The 19,903-nt window shown below is 71.8% G+C and carries 19 protein-coding genes; 8 read left to right on the top strand and 11 right to left on the bottom strand.

Annotation, left to right across the window (positions count from 1 at the left end; genetic code table 11):
- Positions 1–69 precede the first annotated feature (69 nt).
- Positions 70–1,173, bottom strand: a complete 1,104-nt coding sequence (locus tag AB0L75_RS20020; RefSeq protein WP_365182588.1) for a PP2C family protein-serine/threonine phosphatase — start codon at positions 1,171–1,173, stop codon at positions 70–72.
- Between the two features lie 443 nt (positions 1,174–1,616).
- Here AB0L75_RS20020 and AB0L75_RS20015 point away from each other — a divergent pair, with 443 nt between their 5' ends.
- On the top strand, positions 1,617–2,525 hold the full coding sequence (locus tag AB0L75_RS20015; protein WP_365182490.1) for a GNAT family N-acetyltransferase: 909 nt from the start codon (positions 1,617–1,619) through the stop codon (positions 2,523–2,525).
- A gap of 82 nt (positions 2,526–2,607) precedes the next feature.
- Here AB0L75_RS20015 and AB0L75_RS20010 read toward each other — a convergent pair whose 3' ends face one another.
- The 4 genes from AB0L75_RS20010 to AB0L75_RS19995 form a co-directional block, all read right to left on the bottom strand.
- Positions 2,608–3,501: a Gfo/Idh/MocA family oxidoreductase gene (locus tag AB0L75_RS20010; RefSeq protein WP_365182488.1), complete on the bottom strand. Its 894-nt coding sequence runs from the start codon at positions 3,499–3,501 to the stop codon at positions 2,608–2,610.
- Between the two features lie 35 nt (positions 3,502–3,536).
- Positions 3,537–4,520, bottom strand: a complete 984-nt coding sequence (gene tgmB / locus AB0L75_RS20005) for an ATP-grasp ribosomal peptide maturase (RefSeq protein WP_365182486.1) — start codon at positions 4,518–4,520, stop codon at positions 3,537–3,539.
- 17 nt (positions 4,521–4,537) lie between these two features.
- Positions 4,538–4,729, bottom strand: coding sequence for a putative ATP-grasp-modified RiPP (gene tgmA / locus AB0L75_RS20000; RefSeq protein WP_023553158.1), 192 nt, complete (start codon positions 4,727–4,729; stop codon positions 4,538–4,540).
- A gap of 263 nt (positions 4,730–4,992) precedes the next feature.
- Entirely contained in the window at positions 4,993–5,868 is an 876-nt protein-coding gene (locus AB0L75_RS19995; RefSeq protein ID WP_365182484.1) for a fructosamine kinase family protein, read from the bottom strand.
- 188 nt (positions 5,869–6,056) lie between these two features.
- Here AB0L75_RS19995 and AB0L75_RS19990 point away from each other — a divergent pair, with 188 nt between their 5' ends.
- Together AB0L75_RS19990 and AB0L75_RS19985 are read left to right on the top strand one after the other, a co-directional pair.
- The gene (locus AB0L75_RS19990) at positions 6,057–6,767 is read left to right on the top strand and encodes a tRNA-dependent cyclodipeptide synthase (protein ID WP_365182482.1); all 711 of its coding nucleotides are present in this window, start codon (positions 6,057–6,059) and stop codon (positions 6,765–6,767) included.
- Complete coding sequence (locus AB0L75_RS19985) at positions 6,764–7,975, top strand: cytochrome P450 (RefSeq protein ID WP_365182480.1); 1,212 nt, start codon at positions 6,764–6,766, stop codon at positions 7,973–7,975. Before AB0L75_RS19990 ends, AB0L75_RS19985 begins: the two co-directional genes overlap by 4 nt.
- A gap of 177 nt (positions 7,976–8,152) precedes the next feature.
- On the opposite strand, the gene AB0L75_RS19980 is transcribed toward AB0L75_RS19985, so the two are convergent.
- Together AB0L75_RS19980 and AB0L75_RS19975 are read right to left on the bottom strand one after the other, a co-directional pair.
- A complete protein-coding gene (locus AB0L75_RS19980; protein ID WP_365182478.1) occupies positions 8,153–9,070 on the bottom strand; it encodes a hypothetical protein in 918 nt (305 codons plus the stop codon).
- Positions 9,071–9,407: 337 nt separating this feature from the next.
- Positions 9,408–10,403 carry a hypothetical protein gene (locus AB0L75_RS19975; RefSeq protein ID WP_365182476.1) on the bottom strand — a complete coding sequence of 332 codons (996 nt, stop codon included), beginning with the start codon at positions 10,401–10,403 and terminating at the stop codon, positions 9,408–9,410.
- On the opposite strand from AB0L75_RS19975, the gene AB0L75_RS19970 reads away from it, so the two are divergent.
- Together AB0L75_RS19970 and AB0L75_RS19965 are read left to right on the top strand one after the other, a co-directional pair.
- Entirely contained in the window at positions 10,398–10,670 is a 273-nt protein-coding gene (locus AB0L75_RS19970; RefSeq protein WP_365182474.1) for a hypothetical protein, read from the top strand. The two genes, AB0L75_RS19975 and AB0L75_RS19970, sit on opposite strands and share 6 nt — an antisense overlap.
- Before the next feature lie 175 nt (positions 10,671–10,845).
- Positions 10,846–11,547: a class F sortase gene (locus tag AB0L75_RS19965; protein WP_365182473.1), complete on the top strand. Its 702-nt coding sequence runs from the start codon at positions 10,846–10,848 to the stop codon at positions 11,545–11,547.
- A gap of 14 nt (positions 11,548–11,561) precedes the next feature.
- Here AB0L75_RS19965 and AB0L75_RS19960 read toward each other — a convergent pair whose 3' ends face one another.
- The 3 genes from AB0L75_RS19960 to AB0L75_RS19950 form a co-directional block, all read right to left on the bottom strand.
- On the bottom strand, positions 11,562–12,728 hold the full coding sequence (locus AB0L75_RS19960; RefSeq protein WP_365182471.1) for a GDSL-type esterase/lipase family protein: 1,167 nt from the start codon (positions 12,726–12,728) through the stop codon (positions 11,562–11,564).
- Positions 12,729–12,752: 24 nt separating this feature from the next.
- On the bottom strand, positions 12,753–13,322 hold the full coding sequence (locus AB0L75_RS19955) for a WHG domain-containing protein (protein ID WP_365182586.1): 570 nt from the start codon (positions 13,320–13,322) through the stop codon (positions 12,753–12,755).
- A 255-nt stretch (positions 13,323–13,577) separates the two neighbouring features.
- Complete coding sequence (locus AB0L75_RS19950) at positions 13,578–13,928, bottom strand: helix-turn-helix domain-containing protein (RefSeq protein WP_365182469.1); 351 nt, start codon at positions 13,926–13,928, stop codon at positions 13,578–13,580.
- Positions 13,929–13,990: 62 nt separating this feature from the next.
- Between AB0L75_RS19950 and AB0L75_RS19945 the strand changes: the two genes are divergently transcribed.
- The 3 genes from AB0L75_RS19945 to AB0L75_RS19935 all read left to right on the top strand — a co-directional run bounded on the left by AB0L75_RS19945 (position 13,991) and on the right by AB0L75_RS19935 (position 18,289).
- Positions 13,991–14,878, top strand: coding sequence for an NAD(P)-binding domain-containing protein (locus AB0L75_RS19945; RefSeq protein ID WP_365182467.1), 888 nt, complete (start codon positions 13,991–13,993; stop codon positions 14,876–14,878).
- A 340-nt stretch (positions 14,879–15,218) separates the two neighbouring features.
- Positions 15,219–16,172: a LysR family transcriptional regulator gene (locus AB0L75_RS19940; protein ID WP_365182465.1), complete on the top strand. Its 954-nt coding sequence runs from the start codon at positions 15,219–15,221 to the stop codon at positions 16,170–16,172.
- 149 nt (positions 16,173–16,321) lie between these two features.
- Complete coding sequence (locus tag AB0L75_RS19935; protein ID WP_365182463.1) at positions 16,322–18,289, top strand: collagenase; 1,968 nt, start codon at positions 16,322–16,324, stop codon at positions 18,287–18,289.
- Between the two features lie 73 nt (positions 18,290–18,362).
- On the opposite strand, the gene AB0L75_RS19930 is transcribed toward AB0L75_RS19935, so the two are convergent.
- Entirely contained in the window at positions 18,363–19,817 is a 1,455-nt protein-coding gene (locus AB0L75_RS19930; RefSeq protein ID WP_365182461.1) for a glyceraldehyde-3-phosphate dehydrogenase, read from the bottom strand.
- Positions 19,818–19,903 lie beyond the last annotated feature (86 nt).

Below are 19,903 nucleotides of genomic sequence, written 5' to 3'. Positions count from 1 at the left end.
GTCGAGACGTTCGAACTCCGGCTGTGGGTTCGCCGGTTGGGGAGAGGAAAGAGCCGCCTTCTCGTACGGTCAGGCGGCCGGCGGTTCGGGTGCCAGCACCAGCATGGTGACGTCGTCCCGGACCTCGTAGCGCAGTCGTGCGAGGTCCGCCCACACCGCTCCGGACAGCTCGGCGGAGGCCGTGCCGGTCAGGGTGGCCAGCCGCGCGGGCAGCGGATAGAAGGCGTCGACGGAGTCCCGTGCCTCCCACACCCCGTCGGAGGCCAGGAAGAGCCGGTCGCCCGGCGTGAGCGGCACGGTGACCTCCTTCGGCGGGTCGACGCCGACCAGCCCGACCCCCAGCGGCGGTCCCGGCGGGACCACCACCTCCAGGGCGTCCCGCTCGTGCAGCAGCACGGGCGCGGGATGACCGCAGGCCACCACGCGCACCGCGCGCCCGTCGCGGGAGAACTCCAGCAGCACCCCGGTGGCGAACAGCTCCCCGTGCCGTACGCCCGCCGAGTCCACGGCCAGCCTGCGGTCCATCCGCGCGGCGACCGATTCCAGCTCCGGCTGGTCCAGCACCGCCTCCCGGAACGCGCCCAGCAGCGACACCACCGTCGCGACCGCCGAGAGCCCGTGCCCCTGTACGTCGCCCATCACCGCGCGCACGCCGTACGGCCCGTCCCGCACGTCGAAAAAGTCGCCGCCCACCAGCGTTCCGTCCTGCGCGGCCCGGTAGAAACCCGCGCACGCCACGCCGCCGACCCGCTCCGGCAGCGGCGGCATCACGGCCCGCTGCACGGCCTCGCCGATCGCCCGCTCCGTGTCCAGCTGGGCGTCCCGGCGGCTGCGCACATACGACACGAACACACTCAGCACGGCCACGAACACGATGGTGAGCAGATCGGTGTTGCCGGGGCGGTTGAGATGGGTGGCGGGGATGTTGAGCACCGCGACCACCACGACGCCGAGCAGCGCGGTGGTCAGCGGCCCGTACGACAGGACGGCCAGCGGCGGAATGGCCCCGAGCAGGAAGCCCAGATCACGGGCGTGGGGCGTGACCAGCGTGGCCGTGCTGACGACCGCGAGCAGCAGCACGGGCAGCACCCGCACCCAGAGCGGCGGCGGTGCGCCCCGCAACCAGCCGCGCTCCTCCCGGTCCCGACGCGACGCCCAGCCGCGCACCGACATCACACCCCCAAGCTACGCCGCCCTCCACACGACGGCCTCCGGCCTGCGCCCGCGGCCTGGGTGGCGTCGCGGTGTCCCGGCCGGGGCGGCACCTCCAGCCCGGCCCGTGGTGGCGCGGTGGGTCCGGTCCGCCGGAGCAGCCTGGGACCTGGGCGTGAGCCGGGGATCCGGCGACGATCGGCGGACGTCCCGCGCGCGGCCGCGGCACAGCGGTGGCGGACACACGCCCGACGTCGGCGAAAAGGCACTCAGCGGCAGCGAAAAACGGTGGACGCCCCGGATACGGCCCCCATAACCTGTGGCCGCACGCCCGAGACGGACGGAAGGAGGCGAGCGTCATGGTCACTGTCATCCCGCGCTCCCATCTCCCCGTCACCCGGGTGTGCCAGGCCTGACCGGGAGCGCATCCCCGCCGCATCGCGGCACGCATCCCGGAGGAACCCATGACCACCTTGGTCATCCGCACGCTCGACGAGAGCAGCGCGCACCTCTTCGACACCATGCCCGACCCGCTGGCCTTCCGCGCCAAGCACCGGCTCACCCGCTACCGCGCCGACTGGCAGCGCATCGCCGTGCGCGACGGCCGTACCGTGGCCCGCGCCGCCTGGTGGGGCCGGGCCGAGGACCCCGAACCGCTCGTGATCAACTGGTTCGACGTCGCCGAGGGCGAGGCGGAGGCCGGAGCCGAACTCCTGCGCACGGCACCCTGGCAGACCGGTGAACTCGAACTCGACCTGCCCTCCGGCTGGCGCGCCGACCCACGGCTGCGCGCCGCCGCGGACATCCGGGCCGCCGCCGCGCACGCGGCCGGCTACGCGCCCCTGGTGGAGCGCTTCCTGTACCGATGGACCCCGGACCAGGGCCTGCCCGAGCGGCCCGGCCGCCTCGTCTTCGCCCCCGAACCCGACGACGCCGTCTTCTTCGACCTGCTGCGCCGCATCCACTCCGTCACCCTCGACGCGCACGCCCGCCGGGCCATCGAGCAGGGCGGACCGGACCTGGCCGCACAGCAGGAACTGGACGTCCTGCGCTGGCTTCCGTCTCCGCGCGCCTGGTGGCGGATCGCCCGCACGCCCGACGGCGAGACGGCCGGCATCCACATTCCCGCGCGCAATCCGTCCGGGCCGTGCGTCGGCTTCATCGGTGTCGTGCCGCAACAGCGCGGGCACGGCTACGCCTACGACCTGCTCGCCGAATGCACCCACTTCCTGGCGGGCCAGGGCGCCGAGTTCATCGCGGCCGCCACCGACCAGACCAACGCCCCCATGGCCGCGCACTTCACCACGGCCGGCTATCCCGTCGTACGGGAACGCATCAACTTCTGGGCCGCCCCCGTTGTCAGTGCCGGGTGACACGCTGAGGGAGTGGTGATCGGCGAGGGACCTTGTGGAACAGGCCGCCCCACCTGCCGTCGGGGCCGGTCGGGGCCGAGGATCAGGGCTGGACCCTGTCGGCTGCCAGGCGGGCCTCCGCCGTGGTCAGGATCTCGGTGACGCGAAGGCCGAACGCGGCGTCGCAGGCGTGCGGGCGGCCCGTGCGGGCGGCCGTCAGCAGGGCGTCGACGGCGCGGGTGAGCGCCAGGACCGCTCCCTCGGAACTGCCCGGCATCAGTGCCACGCCCGCCTCTCCCCGCAGTTCCACATCGGCCCCGGCCGCCGCGGGCGGCGCCGTCAGGCTCAGCGTGAGCGTGCTCGACGCACCGGTGGCGTGGTCGAGGACCAGATGCACGGTGTCCGCGGGACCGTGCGCAGCCGCCACCACCTGCCGTACGTCGCCGAGGACCGGCAACAGCACCGACAGGGCGTGCGGGCCGACGTCCCACAGCGCGCCCTTCTCCCGCCGCCACGGCGAGGCTGCGAACGGGCTGTCGGAGGTGAACACGGCCCCGAGCCACTGCGCGCGGGCCGTGAACCACCCCGCCTCGGCCGCCTGCTCCTCGATCCAGGCATCCGGCTCCTTCTGGAAGCGAGCCGTGAAGAACACCACCGAGGCCACCTGGGCCCGCTCCGCCGCGGCCAGCACGGCCCGGCCCTCGGCTACCGACACCGCGAGCGGCTTGTCCAGCAGCAGATGACGGCCCGCCCGCGCCGCCCGCACCGCCAACTCGGCCTGCACGGACGGCGGCAGGGCCACGGCCACCGCGTCCACATCGGCCAGCAGCGCGTCCACGGCGTCGTACGCGGCCACCGCGTACTGCTCGGCCAGCGCCGAGGCCGCCCTGGGCCTGCGGCCCCACACCCCGGCGAACTCCACGCCCGGGTGCCCGGCGAGAGCGGGGGCGTACGCCGCCTGGGCCCATGGGCCCGTTCCCAGCAGTCCGATGCGCATGAAGCGTTCCTTTCTCCGAGCCGTTCCCCGCACCCTCAAGAGGCTGCGCCCCGGTCGCCCTGCGCACACCTGCGGTCCGGACCGCCGTCCCCGGCAAGCCACTTGGCGATCGTGGCGGCGATGGGCTGACCTGTGTCCATCTCGACGAACCCGAACTGGCCCGACTGGTTGCACTCCAGGAACCACCAGATCCCGTCGGCGTCCTCGGCGAAGTCGAATGCGCCGTATGCCAGTTCCGCGCCCCTCATGTACCGCCGCACGCCCTCGGCGACGCGCAAAGGCACGTCCGCGGGCAGCCAGGGCGAGACAGACGGGGCGAAACGGACGTCCACCTCGTCCGGGTGGGCGTCCGGGTCGGCGGGCTTGCGCGCGGCCAGCAGGGTGTCGCCGACGACGGTGAGCCGGATGTCGGCCCGCTTGGGGATCCGGCGCTGCAGCAGGGTCGGACCGAAGGCCACCGCCGAGAAGTCGGCGTTCGGCGCGACGCGGCTGGTCGGCACCGCGCGCGGCGGCTCCTGTGGATGCGCACCCGACACCGGCTTGACCACCAGGTCCGGGAAACGTTCCGCGAACTCCCGCGCCGCCTGCGGGAACGTCGTGATCAGCGTGGCCGGCACCGGCAGGCCGCTGCGCTGCCCGAGGTGCAGCTGCCAGGGCTTGTGCCGGGCGCGGCGGGCCGCGTCCGGATGGTTCATCCAGCGGGTGTCGGTGGTGCGCAGCATGCCGTACAGCGCCTGCGCCGACTCCTCCGTCAGCCAGGCGGACGGCTGGGCGGCGCGAGCGGCCGCCTTCCCGGGCCTGCGCACCCAGACGGAGCGCAGGCCGCTCATGGTCACGAGGCGCCCGCCGACGGACAGATGCCCGCGGTAGGCGCCCTGCACGTACTCGCCCGACAGCGCCACCCCGTTGGTCAGATCGGCGGGATCGAGCCGGACGACGGGCACGCCGGCTTCGCCCAGCCGGAGGACCACCATGTCCGCCGTCACGTCTTCTTCACTGGTCAGGATGAGCACGGTCATGTCTCAAGGTCCGCGGTTCAGTCGTCGAAGTGGGTCTTGGATCCGGCGGTCGATGTCGTGGTCCCCAGAGTTCGCAGGGTCGCGTGGTCGGTGGCGGCGATCCGCCCGTCCGGGAGGACGTTCAACTGCAGTCCGGAGTCATACGCGTACGGAGTGGTGACGTCCAACTGCACAGCGGGCCGCGCGTAGTTGAGCGTGAACGGTTGCATGGTCTCTCCCTGATTCGGCTTTCACGTCCTTATACGAATCGAACGGGTGGTTGGTTTCCTTACGCTGCGTAACCGCGGGTCGGGGAGGGCGCCGGAAAGGCCCTTCGAGTGACGGGTGACGGAGCGTGGTCCCGTTGTGTGTGCGGGAGGGCATGCCCGCATGGCACAGGACGCCGTTGGAGCCCACGGCGTTGCGTTCAGCGGCTCGGCGGACGGCGCTGGCGGACCAGGTTCGACGGAGCAGGCCGCGACCGGACCTCGCGTCAGGCCGTCAGTGTGTTCTGTGCCACAGTCAGGGCCTGTTCCGCGTAGCCGCGTCCGAACAGCACCGCGTGCACCAGCAGCGGGAACAGCTGGTGCACGCCCACCCGTTCGCGCCAGCCGTCGGCGAGCCGTGCCGCCTCCTCGTACCCGGCGAGCACCCGGTCCAGATGCGGGCAGCCGAACAGCCGGAGCATCGCGAGGTCGGTCTCCCGGTGTCCGCCGTGCGCGGCCGGGTCGATGAGCCGGACCTCGCCGTCGGAGCCCCACAGCACGTTCCCGTTCCACAGGTCGCCGTGGAGTCGCGCCGCCGGCTCGGCGGGGCCCGACAGCTCCGGCAGCCGTGCGCAGACCCGCTCGAACACCCTCGCCTCGTCCGTGCCGAGCGTGCCGCGGTCGACCGCGCCGCGCACATACGGCAGCACGCGGTGCTCGGCGTACCAGCGGGGCCAGTCGGCGCCCGGCGCGTTGCGCATGGGGGCGAGGCCGATGAACGCGTCCTCGAGGCCGTCGGGCGGTGCCGCCCCGAAATGCGGCGCACCGGCCGCGTGCAGGGCTGCCAGGGCCCGGCCGAAACGCAGTGCCGCGGCGGGATCGGGCCGCCCGGTCGGCACCCGCTCCGTCACCATCCAGCGTTCGTCGTGTCCGAGCAGCGCCGGCACCCGGACCGCGTGCGCCGCGGCCAGCCAGCGCAGTCCGGCCACCTCGGCCCGTACGGCCCCGGGAGCGTCACCGCGCTTGACCATGACCCGTGCGCCGTCGTCCAGTGTCACCTCGGCGGGCGAACCGGACACCGCCCGCGCCCCGGTGGCCGGGCGTCCGGTCAGCCGGGACGCTGCCCGGCCCGGGTCCTCGTCAGCCTCGTCTCGGTTGGCCACGGCCCCAGGGTACGGCTTTCAACAGATGCACAATGCATGGTACTTCGAGCTTTGCTACGACTGTTTTCAGCCAAAACCAGGCAGTAACTGCCCGTGCTGATCCAGTACGGTTAGCGTGAGGGCGCCGCGCAGCCACACCAGGGGCACAGGGCCCCGCCGGGACTAGCGCGCGGCGGAGGCTTTCCCCTTTGACCACAGCATCCGTGCTGATGGCCGACGTCTTCGAAGTCCAGCCGTACACGTCCCACTGCGAGATCATCCTGGGCGAGGGCGCGCACGCCGTGATCGGTGTGTCCCCGGGCAACAGCTACTTCTCCGGCCGCCGCCTGCACGACCTCGCCCGCTGGGGACTGGACCACTTCGACAGGGTCGACTTCGTCTACACCGACCTGTACGTCGCCGAGATGTACGAGGCGTCCGGCTATCCCCCGGACGAGGCCCGGCGCAAGGCGGTGAAGAACCTGCGCGGTGTGCGCGCAAAGGTCCGCGACGCGGTGGCGGCGGCGGACCCGGAGGGACTGCGGCTGGACTGGCACCCGATGTCGGAGTTCCGCACCAACCCGGCCTACCAGGAGATCCACCGGCAACTCAAGGACCGCCTGTCCTCCGACGGTTCCTTCCGGGCCGTCTGCGACGCCCTGGTGAATCGTTTCCTCAGTGCGCGTGGTGAGACGCCGACCGAGCTTCAGCGCGCCGTGTGCCTGGACTACGTCTGCGCCGAGGCTCCGCTGTTCCTGGACACCCCCGCCATCCTCAAAGTGCCCTCCTCGCTCAACTGCTACCACCAACTTCTGCCGATGGCCGAGCTGTTGTACTCCCGCGGCGCCGGCCTGCGCGCCTCCCGCAACCAGGGCCACGCCATCGTCACCCCCGCCGCCCTGGAAGGAGCCGCCGCATGACCACTGCCCCGGACATCCGCGCCGACGACCCGCCCCTGCTCGACTTCCCGTTCTCCTGGGACGGCACCCGGGTCCCTGCCGAGGTCGAGGACGTACGCGCCGCCACCCCCGTACGGCGCGTGCGGACCATCGCCGGTGCCGAGGCCTGGCTGGTGTCGTCGTACGACCTGTGTGCGCAGGTACTGAAGGACGACCGGTTCTCGCTGAAGGACACCTCCGCCCCTGGAGTGCCCCGGCAGTACGCGCTCACGATCCCGCCCGAGGTCGTGAACAACATGGGCAACATCACCGGCGCCGGACTGCGCCGGGCGGTGATGAAGGCGCTCAATCCGAAGTCACCCGGCCTGATGGAGTGGCTGCGCGAGGAGGCGCACCGGCTGGTGGACCGGATGGAGGACGACGGCCCGACGGTCGATCTGCGCAGCGCGTTCTGCGAGCCGTACTCGGCGAGCATGCACTGCCGTATCCTCGGCATCCCGCAGACCGAGGCCCCGGCCTTTCTGCGCAGCCTGGACATCGCCTTCATGAACTCGCCGTGCCCGATCACCGGCGCGAAGATCAACTGGGACCGGGACATCGCCCGGATGGCGGCCCTGCTCGACGATCCCGCGACATACGGCCTGATGGGTGAACTCGCCGCGCTGCGCGACGACCCCGAGTACGCCCATCTCAGCGACGAGATGCTGGCCACCGTCGGAGTCACCATGTTCGGCGCCGGCGTGATCTCCACCTCCGGCTTCCTCGCGATGGCCCTGGTCTATCTGCTCACCCACCCCATCGCCCGCGACCTCCTCAGGGAGCGCCCGGACCTGATCGGCCCGGGCGTGGAGGAACTGCTGCGGGTCAACCTCTCCATCGGCGACGCGCTGCCCCGCCTGGCGCTGGAGGACGTCCGGCTCGGTGACGTCGACGTGAAGCAGGGCGAACTCGTCCTGGTGCTGGTGGAGGGCGCGAACCTCGACCCGGTCAAGTTCCCCGACCCGCACCGCTTCGACGTCCACCGCGACAACACCGCCGACCACCTCTCCTTCGGCGGCGGCGCCCACTACTGCCCCGCGACCGCGCTCGGCCGCGCGCACGCCCGGATCGCCCTGGAGGTCCTCCTCGACCGGCTCCCGGACCTCGCGCTCGCCGTGCCGTCCGGCCAACTGGTGTGGCGCACCGGCTTCATGAAGCGCATACCCGAGCGGCTGCCGGTGACCTGGTAACCGGCGACACCCAGCCACCCGTACGGCATCCCCGGCCTGGCACACGGGGTGGGGTGCCGTACGGCTTGGCCGGGTGGGGGCAGGTGGTCGATGTGACCTGCCGCTACGTCTCGTTGCGCTGAGGGTCGAGGGGGCGTGTGTGTCAAGGATGTCGAGGTGGACTCGCGCCGTGTTCGCTCACCGGCCGATGGGCTGCGCGCGCCGGGTCAGTCCCACCGGATTGCCCGTGGGCAGCAGGCCCGAGCCCTCGACCAGGCCGGCCAGCGGCTCCAGCAGATCGGCCAGACGGGTGGTGCGGTCGGTGCCGAGCGCGGTCCAGGGTCCTTCGGCCGCCGCGTCGGTCAGCGCCTCCACCTCCGTGCGTACGACGGCCCCGGCCCGGGTGAGGGACCCGTCGGCCGCGAGCAGCCCGCGCTCGCGCAGCCGTGTCGCGGCCGCGTCCCAGTCCGCCCGGTCCCACTTGCGGGTCTCCCGCAGCATGGTCCCGTCGGACTCGCCGGACGCCGCCTTGAGCACCATGGCCTCGACCGGCCCGAGCCCCTGACCCACCAGCACCGCGACATGCGAGTCGCCCCTGTGCTCGCGCAGCGTCGTCAGGCCCTGCCACAGCCGGGCGGCGGGGCGGTCCGGGCGGTCCAGCGCCTGGTTCGCCGCGGCCAGCACCCGACCCGAGGTGTCCGCTCCCGCGGCGGCCTCCCAGGCGAGGTCGGCGGCCTCCGCGAAGTCGGCCGAGCCGACGACGTCCGGTCCGAACAGGCCGGTCATCGCCTCGTCCAGGGCGTCGAAGCGGGCGGCCAGGACATCGGCGGGCGCCGCGTACGACCAGGCATCCGGCAGGGCTCGGGCCACCCGGGCGGGGTGAAAGACGTAGAAACAGCTCGTCACGACGGACGAGGGGACCGCGCCGAGCGGTGCGGCGCGCAGCGCGAAGTACCCCATCCAGAACCCACGCATCCCGAGCGCGTCCGCCGCCCGGTGCACCTCCGGCGCGAAGTACACAAGATCGTGCACCGGCTCGTACCGCTCCCACAGGGCCCGCGCCCTTCCGTCCGCCACCGCTTCCTCCACCGTGTCGATGCGCCGCACTGCCGCCACCAGCCTGCGTTATGACGACGGTCATAACAAGAGGGCCGGGGGCTTCCGCAAAGCCCCCATGGGGGGTGTGGGGCGCTCGGGGGTGTCAGAGGCGCGCGGCGCGCCCGGGGATTCGCCCGGATGAGGGTATGCGGGGCGCGATCACTGGGACAGACGGGTGGCACAGTGACCCGGCTGGACCGCTCGAATGGTGGGACTTCGAGCACGCACTGACGGTGGTTCATGTCGAGGCCGGGTCTATCCAGCTGATGAGGTATCCGCTGCCCGGTCACGGCGGAAGGACATCGCTATGCGTTCTGCCCGCATGCTTCTGGCATCGGCGGCCGCCACAGCCGCCCTAGCCTTCGCAGTGCCCAGCGCAGCGCTCGCCGTTCCCGCAGGTGACGACGGGGGCCGCGACGACTCCTCTTTCAGCCGGGACCACGACCGGGGTTCCGACGACGACCATGGCCGCAACGACGACCACGGACGCGACGACGACTCGGGTCGCGGCCACAACAATGATCACGGCGACGACCACGGCAAGGGCCGCGGACACGACGAGCCACGCGGTGGAATCCACACGGGTGGCGGAGCGCTGACCCTGGTGCGAGGCCACGACCGGGGCTCGGACGACGACCACGGCCGCGATGACGACCACGGTCGGGATGACGACCACGGCCGCGGCGACGACCACGGTCGGGACGACGACCACGGCAAGGGTGACGACCACGGCCGTGGCGATGACCACGGCAAGGGTGACGATGACCACGGCAAGGGTCGTGGGCACGACGAGCCGCGCGGTGGTGTGCACACCGGTGGTGGTGCGCTGGCCCTGGTGCGGGGCGACGACCGGGGCTCCGACGACGACCACGGTCGCGATGACGACCACGGTCGCGATGACGACCACGGTCGGAACGACGACCACGGCCGGGACAACGACCACGGCCGGGACGACGACCACGGCCGGGACGACGACCACGGCAAGGGTGACGACCACGGCCGTGGCGATGACCACGGCAAGGGTGACGATGACCACGGCAAGGGTCGTGGGCGCGACGAGCCGCGCGGTGGTGTGCACACCGGTGGTGGTGCGCTGGCCCTGGTGCGGGGCGACGACCGGGGCTCCGACGACGACCACGGCCGGGACGACGACCACGGCCGGGACGAGGACCATGGCCGTGGCGACGACCACGGCAAGGGCGACGACCACGGCAAGGGTGACGACCACGGCCGTGGCGGTGACCACGGCAAGGGCGACGACGACCACGGCAAGGGTGACGACGACCACGGGAAGGGTGGCGACGACCACGGCAAGGGTCGTGGGCGCGACGAGCCGCGCGGTGGTGTGCACACCGGTGGTGGTGCGCTCGCCGCGCTGCGCGGTGACGACTGGGGCTCGGGCGGTCGTGACGACGACCGGTTCGACAACGACCACGGACGGGACGGCGGTCGCGACCACGACGGTCGCGGCGACCGCGACCGGCCGCACGGCGGTATGCACACGGGTGGCGGCGCGCTTGCCACGCCGAGTGTCACCGCGGGCGGTCTGGCCGCGCTGGCCGTAGGCGCAGGCGGTATGTACGTGCTGCGCCGCAAGAAGGCCGGCCAGACGTCCTGACCCGACACTCCGTCCAGAGGCTGCGGCCGCCGCCGACGCGCCCACCGCGTCGGCGGCCCGCCCCGGCGGGCGGCGGCAGCCGCCCCGCACATACCTACCCCTGCGCGCCGGTCCCCGTGCACCGGCGCCCCAGTCCTGATCCCCGTGCTGCCGTGCCCTAGTGAGGTGGTGTTCGATGGCAGCAGATCCCAACTCCCCGACGCCCGTGAACTCGTCCGCGGACGGGCGGAGTTCCGGCCGTAGCGGGCGGCTGACGTTGTGGGGCGTGGCGATCGTCCTCCTCGCCGTCAGTGTGTTCGGCGGCCATCACGGCCCGGACAGCACGCCGCAGACTTCCCGCGCCGGGGCGCCGCACACCTCCCGTGGTGCGGGCGCCGGCACCCCTTCCCTGCCCAAGGCCGACACGCACGAGGTCAGCGAGGAACTGCCCAGATCCGAACCGACACGCCTGCTCATCCCCAAGATCTCCGTGGACGCCCCCTTCACCACCCTGGCCATCGGTGCCACAGGGCAGCTGGAGCCGCCACCGGCCGGCGACACCAACCTCGTCGGCTGGTACGCCAAGGGTGCCGCGCCCGGCGAGAGGGGCACCGCGATCATCGCGGGGCACCTCGACACGACGACCTCCGCGGCCGTCTTCGCCAACCTCGACGACCTGACTCCGGGCGACCAGATCACCGTGCAGCGCGCCGACGGACGCGATGCCGACTTCGTCGTGGACGAGGCCGAGACGTTCGCCAAGGACAGCTTCCCCAGCAAGCGTGTCTTCGCCGATGCCCAGCGCCCCGAGGTCCGGCTGATCACCTGCGCGGGGCCCTACGACAAGGCCGCGAAGGACTACACCGACAACCTGGTGGTCTTCGCGCACCTGGTGTGAGTCGGCCCGTACGGTCAGGCGGCGCTCTTCCCGAAGGGGCCGCCCGGAGTGAACGCCAGCGCCGCGAACCGTTCGCCGATGCGGCGGTGCGCGGCGGCGTCGGGGTGGAGGCCGTCGGGCAGCGGCAGTTCGCCGAGGTCGGCCTCACCGTACAGATCACGGCCGTCGAGGTAGTTCAGGTGCGGGTCCTCGGCCGCCCGTTCGCGCACGATCCGGGACAGCTCCTCCCGGATGACACCCAGGGTGAGTTTCCCGCTCGCCTTCTCCGCCGGGTCCCCGGCCGCCCGGAACCGCAGCCGTCCCTCGCTCAGAGCGGCGACGTCCATGAGGCTGGGCCCCGGCGTGTCCTCGTGCATCGGGCACAGGATCGGCGAGACGACGAGCAGCGGGGTGTCGGGGTGCCCGTCGCGGATGGTGTCGAGGAACCCGTGCACGGCGGGCCCGAACGCGCGCAGGCGCATCAGATCGGTGTTGACCACGTTGATGCCGAGCTTGACGCTGATCAGGTCGGCGGGCGTGTCCCGCAGCGTGCGAGCGGTGAACGGGTCGAGCAGGGCGCCGCCGCCCAGCCCCAGATTGATCAGTTGCACCCCGCCGAGCGACGCGGCGAGCGCCGGCCAGGTGGTGGTCGGGCTCGCGGCCACCGAGCCATGGCTGACAGAACTGCCGTGGTGCAGCCACACCTTGCCACCCGGGTCCGGCACGGGCTCGACGGGCGCGTCGGTGCGCAGGGCGACGAGTTCGGTCGTCTCGTCGTACGGCAGCCAGATCTCCACGACCTTGGCCGCTTCGGGCAGCCCGGTGAAGCGCACGGTGCCGACCGGGCCCGGCCGGTGCTCGGCGGTGCCGGTGGCCAGGTCGATCGTGAGCGTGTGGCCGCCGGCGACGCTTGCGCTGCCGGCCGGGCGGCCGTCGACGAGCAGGTCGTACAGGCCCTCGGGGCGGGGCGGCGCGCCGACGTAGACCCGCTTGGTCGGCAGGGTGTCCAACTCGACGGTGGTCGCGCGGGTGCGGAAGACCAGTCGTACGCCGGAGGGCTGGGACTCGGCCAGGGCGAGCTGCGGATCGGTGCACTGCGCGCGGGCGCGGGCCGGCAGCCGGTGCGGCAGCAGCCCATGGGCGGTGCGCTCCAGGTCGAGGGCGCCGCGCAGGAGTTCGGGGGTGAGGGGGATGGAGTGCATGTGTGGGCCTGTGGGTCGAAGGGGTCAGGGGGTGGGCCAGTCGCGCAGCAGGGAGTCGAGGGCGTCCAGGATCCGCCTCCAGGACTCCTGGGAGTCGGGGGCGCTGTGGCTGAATCCGCCGGCCAGCTCCAGGCTGACGTAACCGTGGAAGACGCTGCCGAGGAGCCGGACCGCGTGGGTCTGGTCGGGCTCGGCCAGGTCGTAGCCGCGCAGGATCGCGCGGGTCATCTGGGCGTGCCGGCCGCCCGCGCTCGCGGCCGCCGCCTCGGGGTCCAGCGGGTGGCGGGTCGCCCCGTAGCGGCCGGGGTGTTCCCTGGCGTAGTCGCGGTACACGTCGGCGAAGGCGGTGAGGGCGTCCTTGCCGGCCCGGCCGGCGAGCGCGTCGGCGGCGCGGTCGGCCAGCTCCTCCAGCGCCAGCATCGCGATCCGGGTCTTGAGGTCCTGGGAGTTCTTCAGGTGCGAGTACAGGCTCGCGACCTTGACGTCGAACCGCCGGGCCAGCGCGGACACGGTCACCTGCTCGAAGCCGACCTCGTCGGCCAGCTCCGCTCCAGCACGGACCAGGCGCTCGGTCGTCAGGCCTGCGCGAACCATCATCTCTCTCCCATCTGCCATAAGTGATTATGGAGCTACCTAAAGGCTTTAGGCAAAGACTTTAGGTGACGGCTTTGGGAGGACGAGGGTGGGCTGCACCCGCGATCGTGGCGCGGGCGCACTGATCGGGCACCCGACGAGCCCGCATACCCACTTTTTTGTGCGTACTTGGCAGCCGGGGCCGGGCGGGAGAGGCTGATTCACGAGGTCAGGGGCAGGGCGACTGGTGCGAGAGGAGGTGACGGCGATGGTGCGTCAGGATGCCGCCCCGCGGGCGCGGAGCCGTTCCAGGCGGCGGTGGCCCCAGTCGGACACGGGGCCGAGGGCCTCGGACAGGTCGCGGCCGGACTCGGTCAGCGTGTACACCGTCTTCGGCGGCAGCACGTCGTACGCCTCCCGGTGCACCAGGCCGTCCTCCTCCATCTCGCGCAGCGCCTGAGTCAGTACCTTCTCACTCAACCCCGGCAGCCGGCGCCGTAGTTCGGCGGGCCGGTGCGGGCCGGACTCCAGCAGCCACAGCAGGGACGTCTTCCACTTGCCGTCGATCACGGCGATCGCGGCGGTCACTCCGCAGACGTTCGGATCCTGGGCGCGGCTGCGTGTCATCGGTGTCCTCTTCCTCATCAGGCCGCAGGGCCATATTTCTTCATTTATCCAGGAGTTGAAACATGTCCGCATCCACGAATCTTCCTGCCGTCACGGTGCTCGGTCTCGGCCCGATGAGCCGGTCGCTGACCGCCGTGTTCCTGAAGGCGGGGCTGCGCACCACGGTCTGGAACCGCACACCGGGCAAGGACCGGGAGCTGATCGAGCAGGGGGCGGCCGGCGCCGGATCGGCCGAGGAGGCCGTGGCGGCCGGCGAACTGACCGTGGTCTGCGTGGTGAACTACGACGCGGTCGACGCCCTCCTGCGACCCGAGCCCGTCACCCGGGCGCTCAAGGGCCGTACCGTCGTGAACCTGACCGCCGACACCCCGGACCGGGCCCGGAAGTCGGCGGACTGGGCGGCCCGGCACGGCATCCGCTACCTGGACGGCGCGATCATGACCCCGGCCCCCAGTATCGGCACACCTCAGGCCGTCTTCCTGCACAGCGGACCGCGTGCCCTGTACGAGGAGTACCGGCCCGTGCTGGAGGCGCTGGGCGGCCGGCACACCCACCTCGGTGAGGAGATCGGGCGCGCCGCCACCTTCGACATCGCGCTGCTCGACCTCTTCTGGACGGCGATGGCGGGCTATGCGCATGCCGTGGCGCTCGCCCGGGCCGAGGGGGTCACCGCCGGGGAACTCGCACCCTTCGCGCGGGGCATCGGCGCGATCCTGCCCCCGCTCTTCGCGGAGTTCGCGCAGAACGCCGACGACGGTACCTACTCAGGGGCGATCAATCCCCTCACCTCGGCCGCCTCGACCATGGCTCATGTCATCGACGTCTCCGAGGCCCACGGCATCGACGCGGGCGTGATGCGCGCGGCGGAAGGCATGGCCCGGCGCACCATCGGCCTCGGCCACGGCACCGACGGTTTCATCCGGGTCGCGGAGGTGCTGGGCCGGAAGTGATCCGACCCGGCCTGGCAGGGGCGCGTGGCCGCGGGGCCGCTGCGGAGGCGGTCCCTGTGGCTCCGAGGGGGCTGAGTCAGGGAGTCGCACGGGCGCTCCGCCGGCGGGGCCCACCGAGCGGGCCGGACATGTCGAGGCGTGCGTCATTCGGGCGGCCGGAGCACGGCCGCCGGGCACCGCCCAGGTCGGCGGACCTGCGACTTGTGTCGGACGCGGCACAGTGCGACGCTTCGGTCCGCCGGCCGCGACCACGGCCGGGGGTGCCGGTGAGCACCGGTTTTCCCGGAGAGGCGAACGGATCTCCCGGGACCGGCCATGGACGGAAACGGGGAGTGGCGCGATGGAGCTGGAGCTGCGGCATCTGCGGGTGCTGTGCGCGATCGCCGACGCCGGCAGTGTGGGGCGCGCCGCGACACAGCTCGGCTACTCGCAGCCCGCCGTGAGCACCCAGTTGCGGCGCATCGAGCGCCACCTCGGCGAGCCGCTCTTCGAACGCGGCACGAGCGGGGTACGGCCGACCCGCTACGGCGCCGAGGTCGTCGCCCAGGCCCGCGACGTGCTGGCCCGGGCCGACGCCATAGGCCACCGACCGGCCGCCGCGCGAGGCAGCCGTACCCTGCGGGTGGCGTCGACCAACTCGCCCATGCTGTCCGGCACGGTCTCCCGTGTCCGTACCCGGCTGCCGGACCTGTCCGTCGCCGTCACCAGCGTCTACGCCTCCTCGCGGATCGTGGAGCTGCTGGAGGAGGGCGCCGTGGACGCGGCGATCGCCGCCGACTACCCGGGCATGGAGCTGAGCCACTCGGGCGCGGTGCGGCACCGCGGGATAGTGACGGAGCCGACGTTCGTCGCCCTGCCCTCCCGGCACCGGCTGCGGCAGCGCGCCCAGGTCCAGCTCGCCGACCTGGCCGAGGACGCCTGGTTCGTGACCCCGGACGACGGCGCCGGCTGGCCCGGGGTGTTCTACGACGCCTGTGCGGCGGCCGGGTTCACACCGGTCACCGTCCACGAGTTCCTCGGCGACCAGACCCAGTTGCAGAGCATGATCGCCGACGGCCTCGGTGTGTCCCTCGTCCAGCCGACGCTGCGGCCGATCCCGCATGTCGTGGTCAAGCCACTGGTCGGCTCCCCGCTGTGGTGCCGTTATGTGCTGGCCTGGCGGCCCGACACCGTCGCCGAGGAGGTCGCGGAGGCCGTGGCCCAGTCCGCCACGGCCGCGTACCGCGACCTCGTCGCGCAGGCACCCCACTTGAGAGCCTGGGCCTCACGCACCTGGAGCGTCACCGGGGCGTAGCGGCCGGTCAAGGGCGCACCGTGATGTTATGAGCGGTCAATGCCATGTGCTATGTCACACGGCATTGTTGGGGCGGCGGCCCGCTGAGACAGTGCCTCACACGCCTCAGCACCCCACCGAGGCGCATCCCTTCGTGGAGGAAACCCCAGATGCGCTATCGCTTCGCGCTGCCCAGAAGCATGCCCGGTCACGGGAACCCTCGCAGGGCCGGACGCATGGCCGGCGCCGCGGCCGTCGGCGTCACCCTGGCCGGGCTGCTGTCCATGCCCGCGACGGCCGCACCGCAGCCGCACACCGCTGCCGTCCCGGCGCCCCGCTCGCAGGGGTCGGTGCCCTCGCCGACCGGTGCGACCACCGCCGTCACCGAGCGCCCCGCGAGCGCGGCCCGGCGGCTCAGCCCGGCCCAACTCCCGCCCCTGCAGCCGTTGTCGGCCCATCCGGCCCACCCGGCCCGCAGAGCCGCCAAGGCCGCCTCCTGCACTCCGGGCGACTTCGGCAGCCGTAGCGGCGCCGCCCTCGTGGCCTTCGTGAAGGCGTCGACCACGGACTGCGTCAACACCCTCTTCTCGGTCACCGGCAAGGACGCGCACGACGTCTTCCAGCAGTCCCAGATGCTCACTGCGGCGGCCGCGTTCACGCGCACGGCCGGGCAGTACCGGGGCGACAACTCCGGCAGCCTGGAGCAGCTGGTCCTGTTCCTGCGGGCCGGGTACTACGTGCAGTTCAACCACCCCGGCGACGTGGGCACCTACTCCACCCGCCTCACCAAGGCCGTCACGGCCGGCCTGGACGCCTTCTTCGCCCGGTCCCACTCGAAGGATGTGACGGCGGCGAACGGCGACATCCTCGGCGAGACCGTCATCCTCACCGACAGCGCCGATGCCCAGGGCCGCTATCTCCCCGTCTACGAGCGGTTGTTGAGCGACTACGACAGCCCGTACGACTCCGTGCCCAGCATGGTCAGGGCGGTCAACGACGCCTACACTCCGCTGTGGCGCGGCAACTGGAACCCCGACTACGTCAAGGCGGTCGCCGCGGACCCGTCGATCACCGACACCCTGCACGAATTCGCCCTGGACCACACGGACCTGCTCGGCACCGACAACGCCTTCCTGGACTCCAACGCCGGGATGAACCTGGCCCGTTATGTCGAGCACCCGGAACTCCAGGCGACCGTGCGGCCGCTGGCCAAGGATCTGCTGGACCAGTCCGGGATCACCGGCCCGACGGCCGCGCTGTGGGTCGCCGTCGCCACACAGGCCAACGCGTACGACGGGACCGACTGCGCGTACTACGACGTCTGCGACCTGCCCGCCAAGCTGACCGCCGCCGCCCTGCCGATCACCCACTCCTGCGACGCGGACCACACCATCCTCGCCCAGGGCCTCACGGACGCCGACCTCGACGCGACCTGCGCCAGCGTGCTGCACCAGGACGCCTACTTCCGCGGGCTGGTGAAGGCCGGCGGCGCGATACCCGGTCAGTACGTCTCCGCCATCCAGCTCGTGGTCTTCGCCAGCCGCGCCGACTACCAGACCTACGCCGGCGCGATCTACGGCGTCAGCACCGACAACGGCGGCATCACGCTGGACGGCAACCCGTCCGACCCGAACAACCACGCCACGTCGATCATGTACCAGAAGGACTCCGACGACGGCTTCACGGCCCGGATCTGGAACCTCAACCACGAGTACACGCACTTCCTCGACGGCCGAGACGACATGAAGGGCGACTTCAGCCAGCAGATCTCCGTGCCGGACATCTGGTGGATCGAGGGCCTGGCCGAGTATGTCTCCTACAGCTACCGGGGAATAGCCGACGACCAGGCCGTCCAGGAGGCCGCCAAGCACACATACAAGCTGAGCACCCTGTGGCAGAGCACGTACGACAACAGTGACGTGACCCGCACCTACCCCTGGGGCTATCTCGCCGTGCGCTACATGGCCGAGAACCACCCCGATGACATCCAGAACATGCTCGCCCGCTTCCGCGTCGGTGACTACGCCGGCGGATACGCCGTCTACCACGACGGCATCGGCACCCGTTACGACGCCGACTTCGACCAGTGGCTCACGGCGTGTGCCGCGGGTGCCTGTGCCAAGCCCGCCAAGCCTTGAGCACACGCGCCGCAGCACGGCGGCCGCCGACCGGAAACCCCGGTCGGCGGCCGCCGCCGTGCGCTGACGGTCGTCAGACCGCCGTGGCCGGGTAGGTCGGGTACTCGACGCCCGACACATGCTGGACGACCCGGACGACCTGGCAGGAGTAGCCGAACTCGTTGTCGTACCAGAGGTAGAGGATCGCGTTGTCCCCGTCGACCTTGAGGGCGCCGGCGTCCACGATCGAGGCGTGGCGCGAGCCGATGAAGTCGCTGGAGACCGCGTCGGGCGCCGTGGTGAAGTCGATCTGGCGCTTGAGCGGAGAGGTCAGCGAGACCTCACGGAGGTAGTCGTGGACCTCCTCGCGGGTGGCCTCGCGGGCCAGCTGCAGATTGAGGATCGCGATCGAGACGTCCGGCACGGGCACGCGGATCGAGCTGCCGCTGATCTGCGCCTTGAGGTCCGGCAGGGCCTTGGCGACGGCGGAGGCGGCACCCGTCTCGGTGATCACCATGTTGAGCGGCGCGGAGCGGCCGCGGCGCTCGGACTTGTGGTAGTTGTCCAGCAGGTTCTGGTCGTTGGTGAACGAGTGGACGGTCTCCACATGGCCGCGCAGCACGCCGTACTCGTCGTCCATGGCCTTCAGCGGCGGCACGATCGCGTTGGTGGTGCAGGAGGCGCAGGACAGGATCTGCTCGTCCGGCTTGACGGTGTCGTGGTTGACGCCGTGCACGATGTTCGGGACGTCGCCCTTGCCCGGCGCGGTCAGGACGACCTTCTCGATGCCGGGGCGCAGGTGCTTGGACAGGCCCTCGCGGTCGCGCCACTTGCCGGTGTTGTCGATGAGGATGGCGTCCCGGATGCCGTACTCGGTGTAGTCGACGGCGCTCGGGTCGTCGGCGTAGATCACCTTGATGGCGTTGCCGTTGGCGAGGATCGTGCTGTTCTCCTCGTCGACGGTGATCGTGCCCTGGAACTGGCCGTGGATGGAGTCGCGGCGCAGCAGCGAGGCGCGCTTGACGAGATCCTCGGCGGCCCGGCCCCCACCACCGCGCACCACGATGGCGCGCAGCCGCAGGCCGTTGCCGGAGCCGGACTTCTCGATGAGCAGCCGGGCGACCAGGCGTCCGATGCGGCCGAAGCCGTACAGGACGACATCGCGCGGCTCACGGCGCTCGATCTTGTTCGCGCCGGTGGCACCGGCGACGGCCTCGGCGGTGAACTCTTCCACGCTCAGGCCGCGGTCGTCGGCCTTGTAGGTGGTGGCCAGCATGCCGAGGTCGATCTGGGAGGGTCCCAGGTCGAGGGAGGTCAGGGCCTTCAGGAACGGCATGGTCTCGGTGACCGACAGCTCCGCGCCTGCGATCTGCCGGGCGAAGCGGTGCGTCTTGAGGATGCTGACCACCGACTTGTTCACCAGGGAGCGGCTGTGCAGCAGGACGGTCACGTCCTGCTCGCGGTGCAGCTTCCCGATGAGCGGGATCATCGACTCCGCGATCTCCTCGCGGATCTTCCAGTTGGTGAACGAGTCGTCGTTGACAGTCACGGATCCATCTTTCGAGCTAGGGAGCGCTCATATGGTAACCAGACCTCTCACGTGCTTCTTCGGGGGGTGGTGGGGGTAAGGGATTT

Source organism: Streptomyces sp. NPDC052101 (assembly GCF_040680235.1).
Classification (GTDB): Bacteria; Actinomycetota; Actinomycetes; order Streptomycetales; family Streptomycetaceae; genus Streptomyces.
This window is presented reverse-complemented; position numbering and strand designations above follow the sequence as displayed.

What these genes read in the sequence shown, in the direction of transcription:
- AB0L75_RS20015 (WP_365182490.1), top strand. Translation starts at nt 1,617, where the DNA reads ATGACCACCTTGGTCATCCGCACGCTCGACGAGAGCAGCGCGCACCTC.
- AB0L75_RS19950 (WP_365182469.1), bottom strand. Translation starts at nt 13,928, where the DNA reads ATGACACGCAGCCGCGCCCAGGATCCGAACGTCTGCGGAGTGACCGCC.
- AB0L75_RS19940 (WP_365182465.1), top strand. Translation starts at nt 15,219, where the DNA reads ATGGAGCTGGAGCTGCGGCATCTGCGGGTGCTGTGCGCGATCGCCGAC.
- tgmB (WP_365182486.1), bottom strand. Translation starts at nt 4,520, where the DNA reads ATGACCGTGCTCATCCTGACCAGTGAAGAAGACGTGACGGCGGACATG.
- AB0L75_RS19955 (WP_365182586.1), bottom strand. Translation starts at nt 13,322, where the DNA reads ATGGTTCGCGCAGGCCTGACGACCGAGCGCCTGGTCCGTGCTGGAGCG.
- AB0L75_RS19945 (WP_365182467.1), top strand. Translation starts at nt 13,991, where the DNA reads ATGTCCGCATCCACGAATCTTCCTGCCGTCACGGTGCTCGGTCTCGGC.
- AB0L75_RS20010 (WP_365182488.1), bottom strand. Translation starts at nt 3,501, where the DNA reads ATGCGCATCGGACTGCTGGGAACGGGCCCATGGGCCCAGGCGGCGTAC.
- AB0L75_RS19960 (WP_365182471.1), bottom strand. Translation starts at nt 12,728, where the DNA reads ATGCACTCCATCCCCCTCACCCCCGAACTCCTGCGCGGCGCCCTCGAC.
- AB0L75_RS19935 (WP_365182463.1), top strand. Translation starts at nt 16,322, where the DNA reads ATGCGCTATCGCTTCGCGCTGCCCAGAAGCATGCCCGGTCACGGGAAC.
- tgmA (WP_023553158.1), bottom strand. Translation starts at nt 4,729, where the DNA reads ATGCAACCGTTCACGCTCAACTACGCGCGGCCCGCTGTGCAGTTGGAC.
- AB0L75_RS20020 (WP_365182588.1), bottom strand. Translation starts at nt 1,173, where the DNA reads ATGTCGGTGCGCGGCTGGGCGTCGCGTCGGGACCGGGAGGAGCGCGGC.
- AB0L75_RS19965 (WP_365182473.1), top strand. Translation starts at nt 10,846, where the DNA reads ATGGCAGCAGATCCCAACTCCCCGACGCCCGTGAACTCGTCCGCGGAC.
- AB0L75_RS19985 (WP_365182480.1), top strand. Translation starts at nt 6,764, where the DNA reads ATGACCACTGCCCCGGACATCCGCGCCGACGACCCGCCCCTGCTCGAC.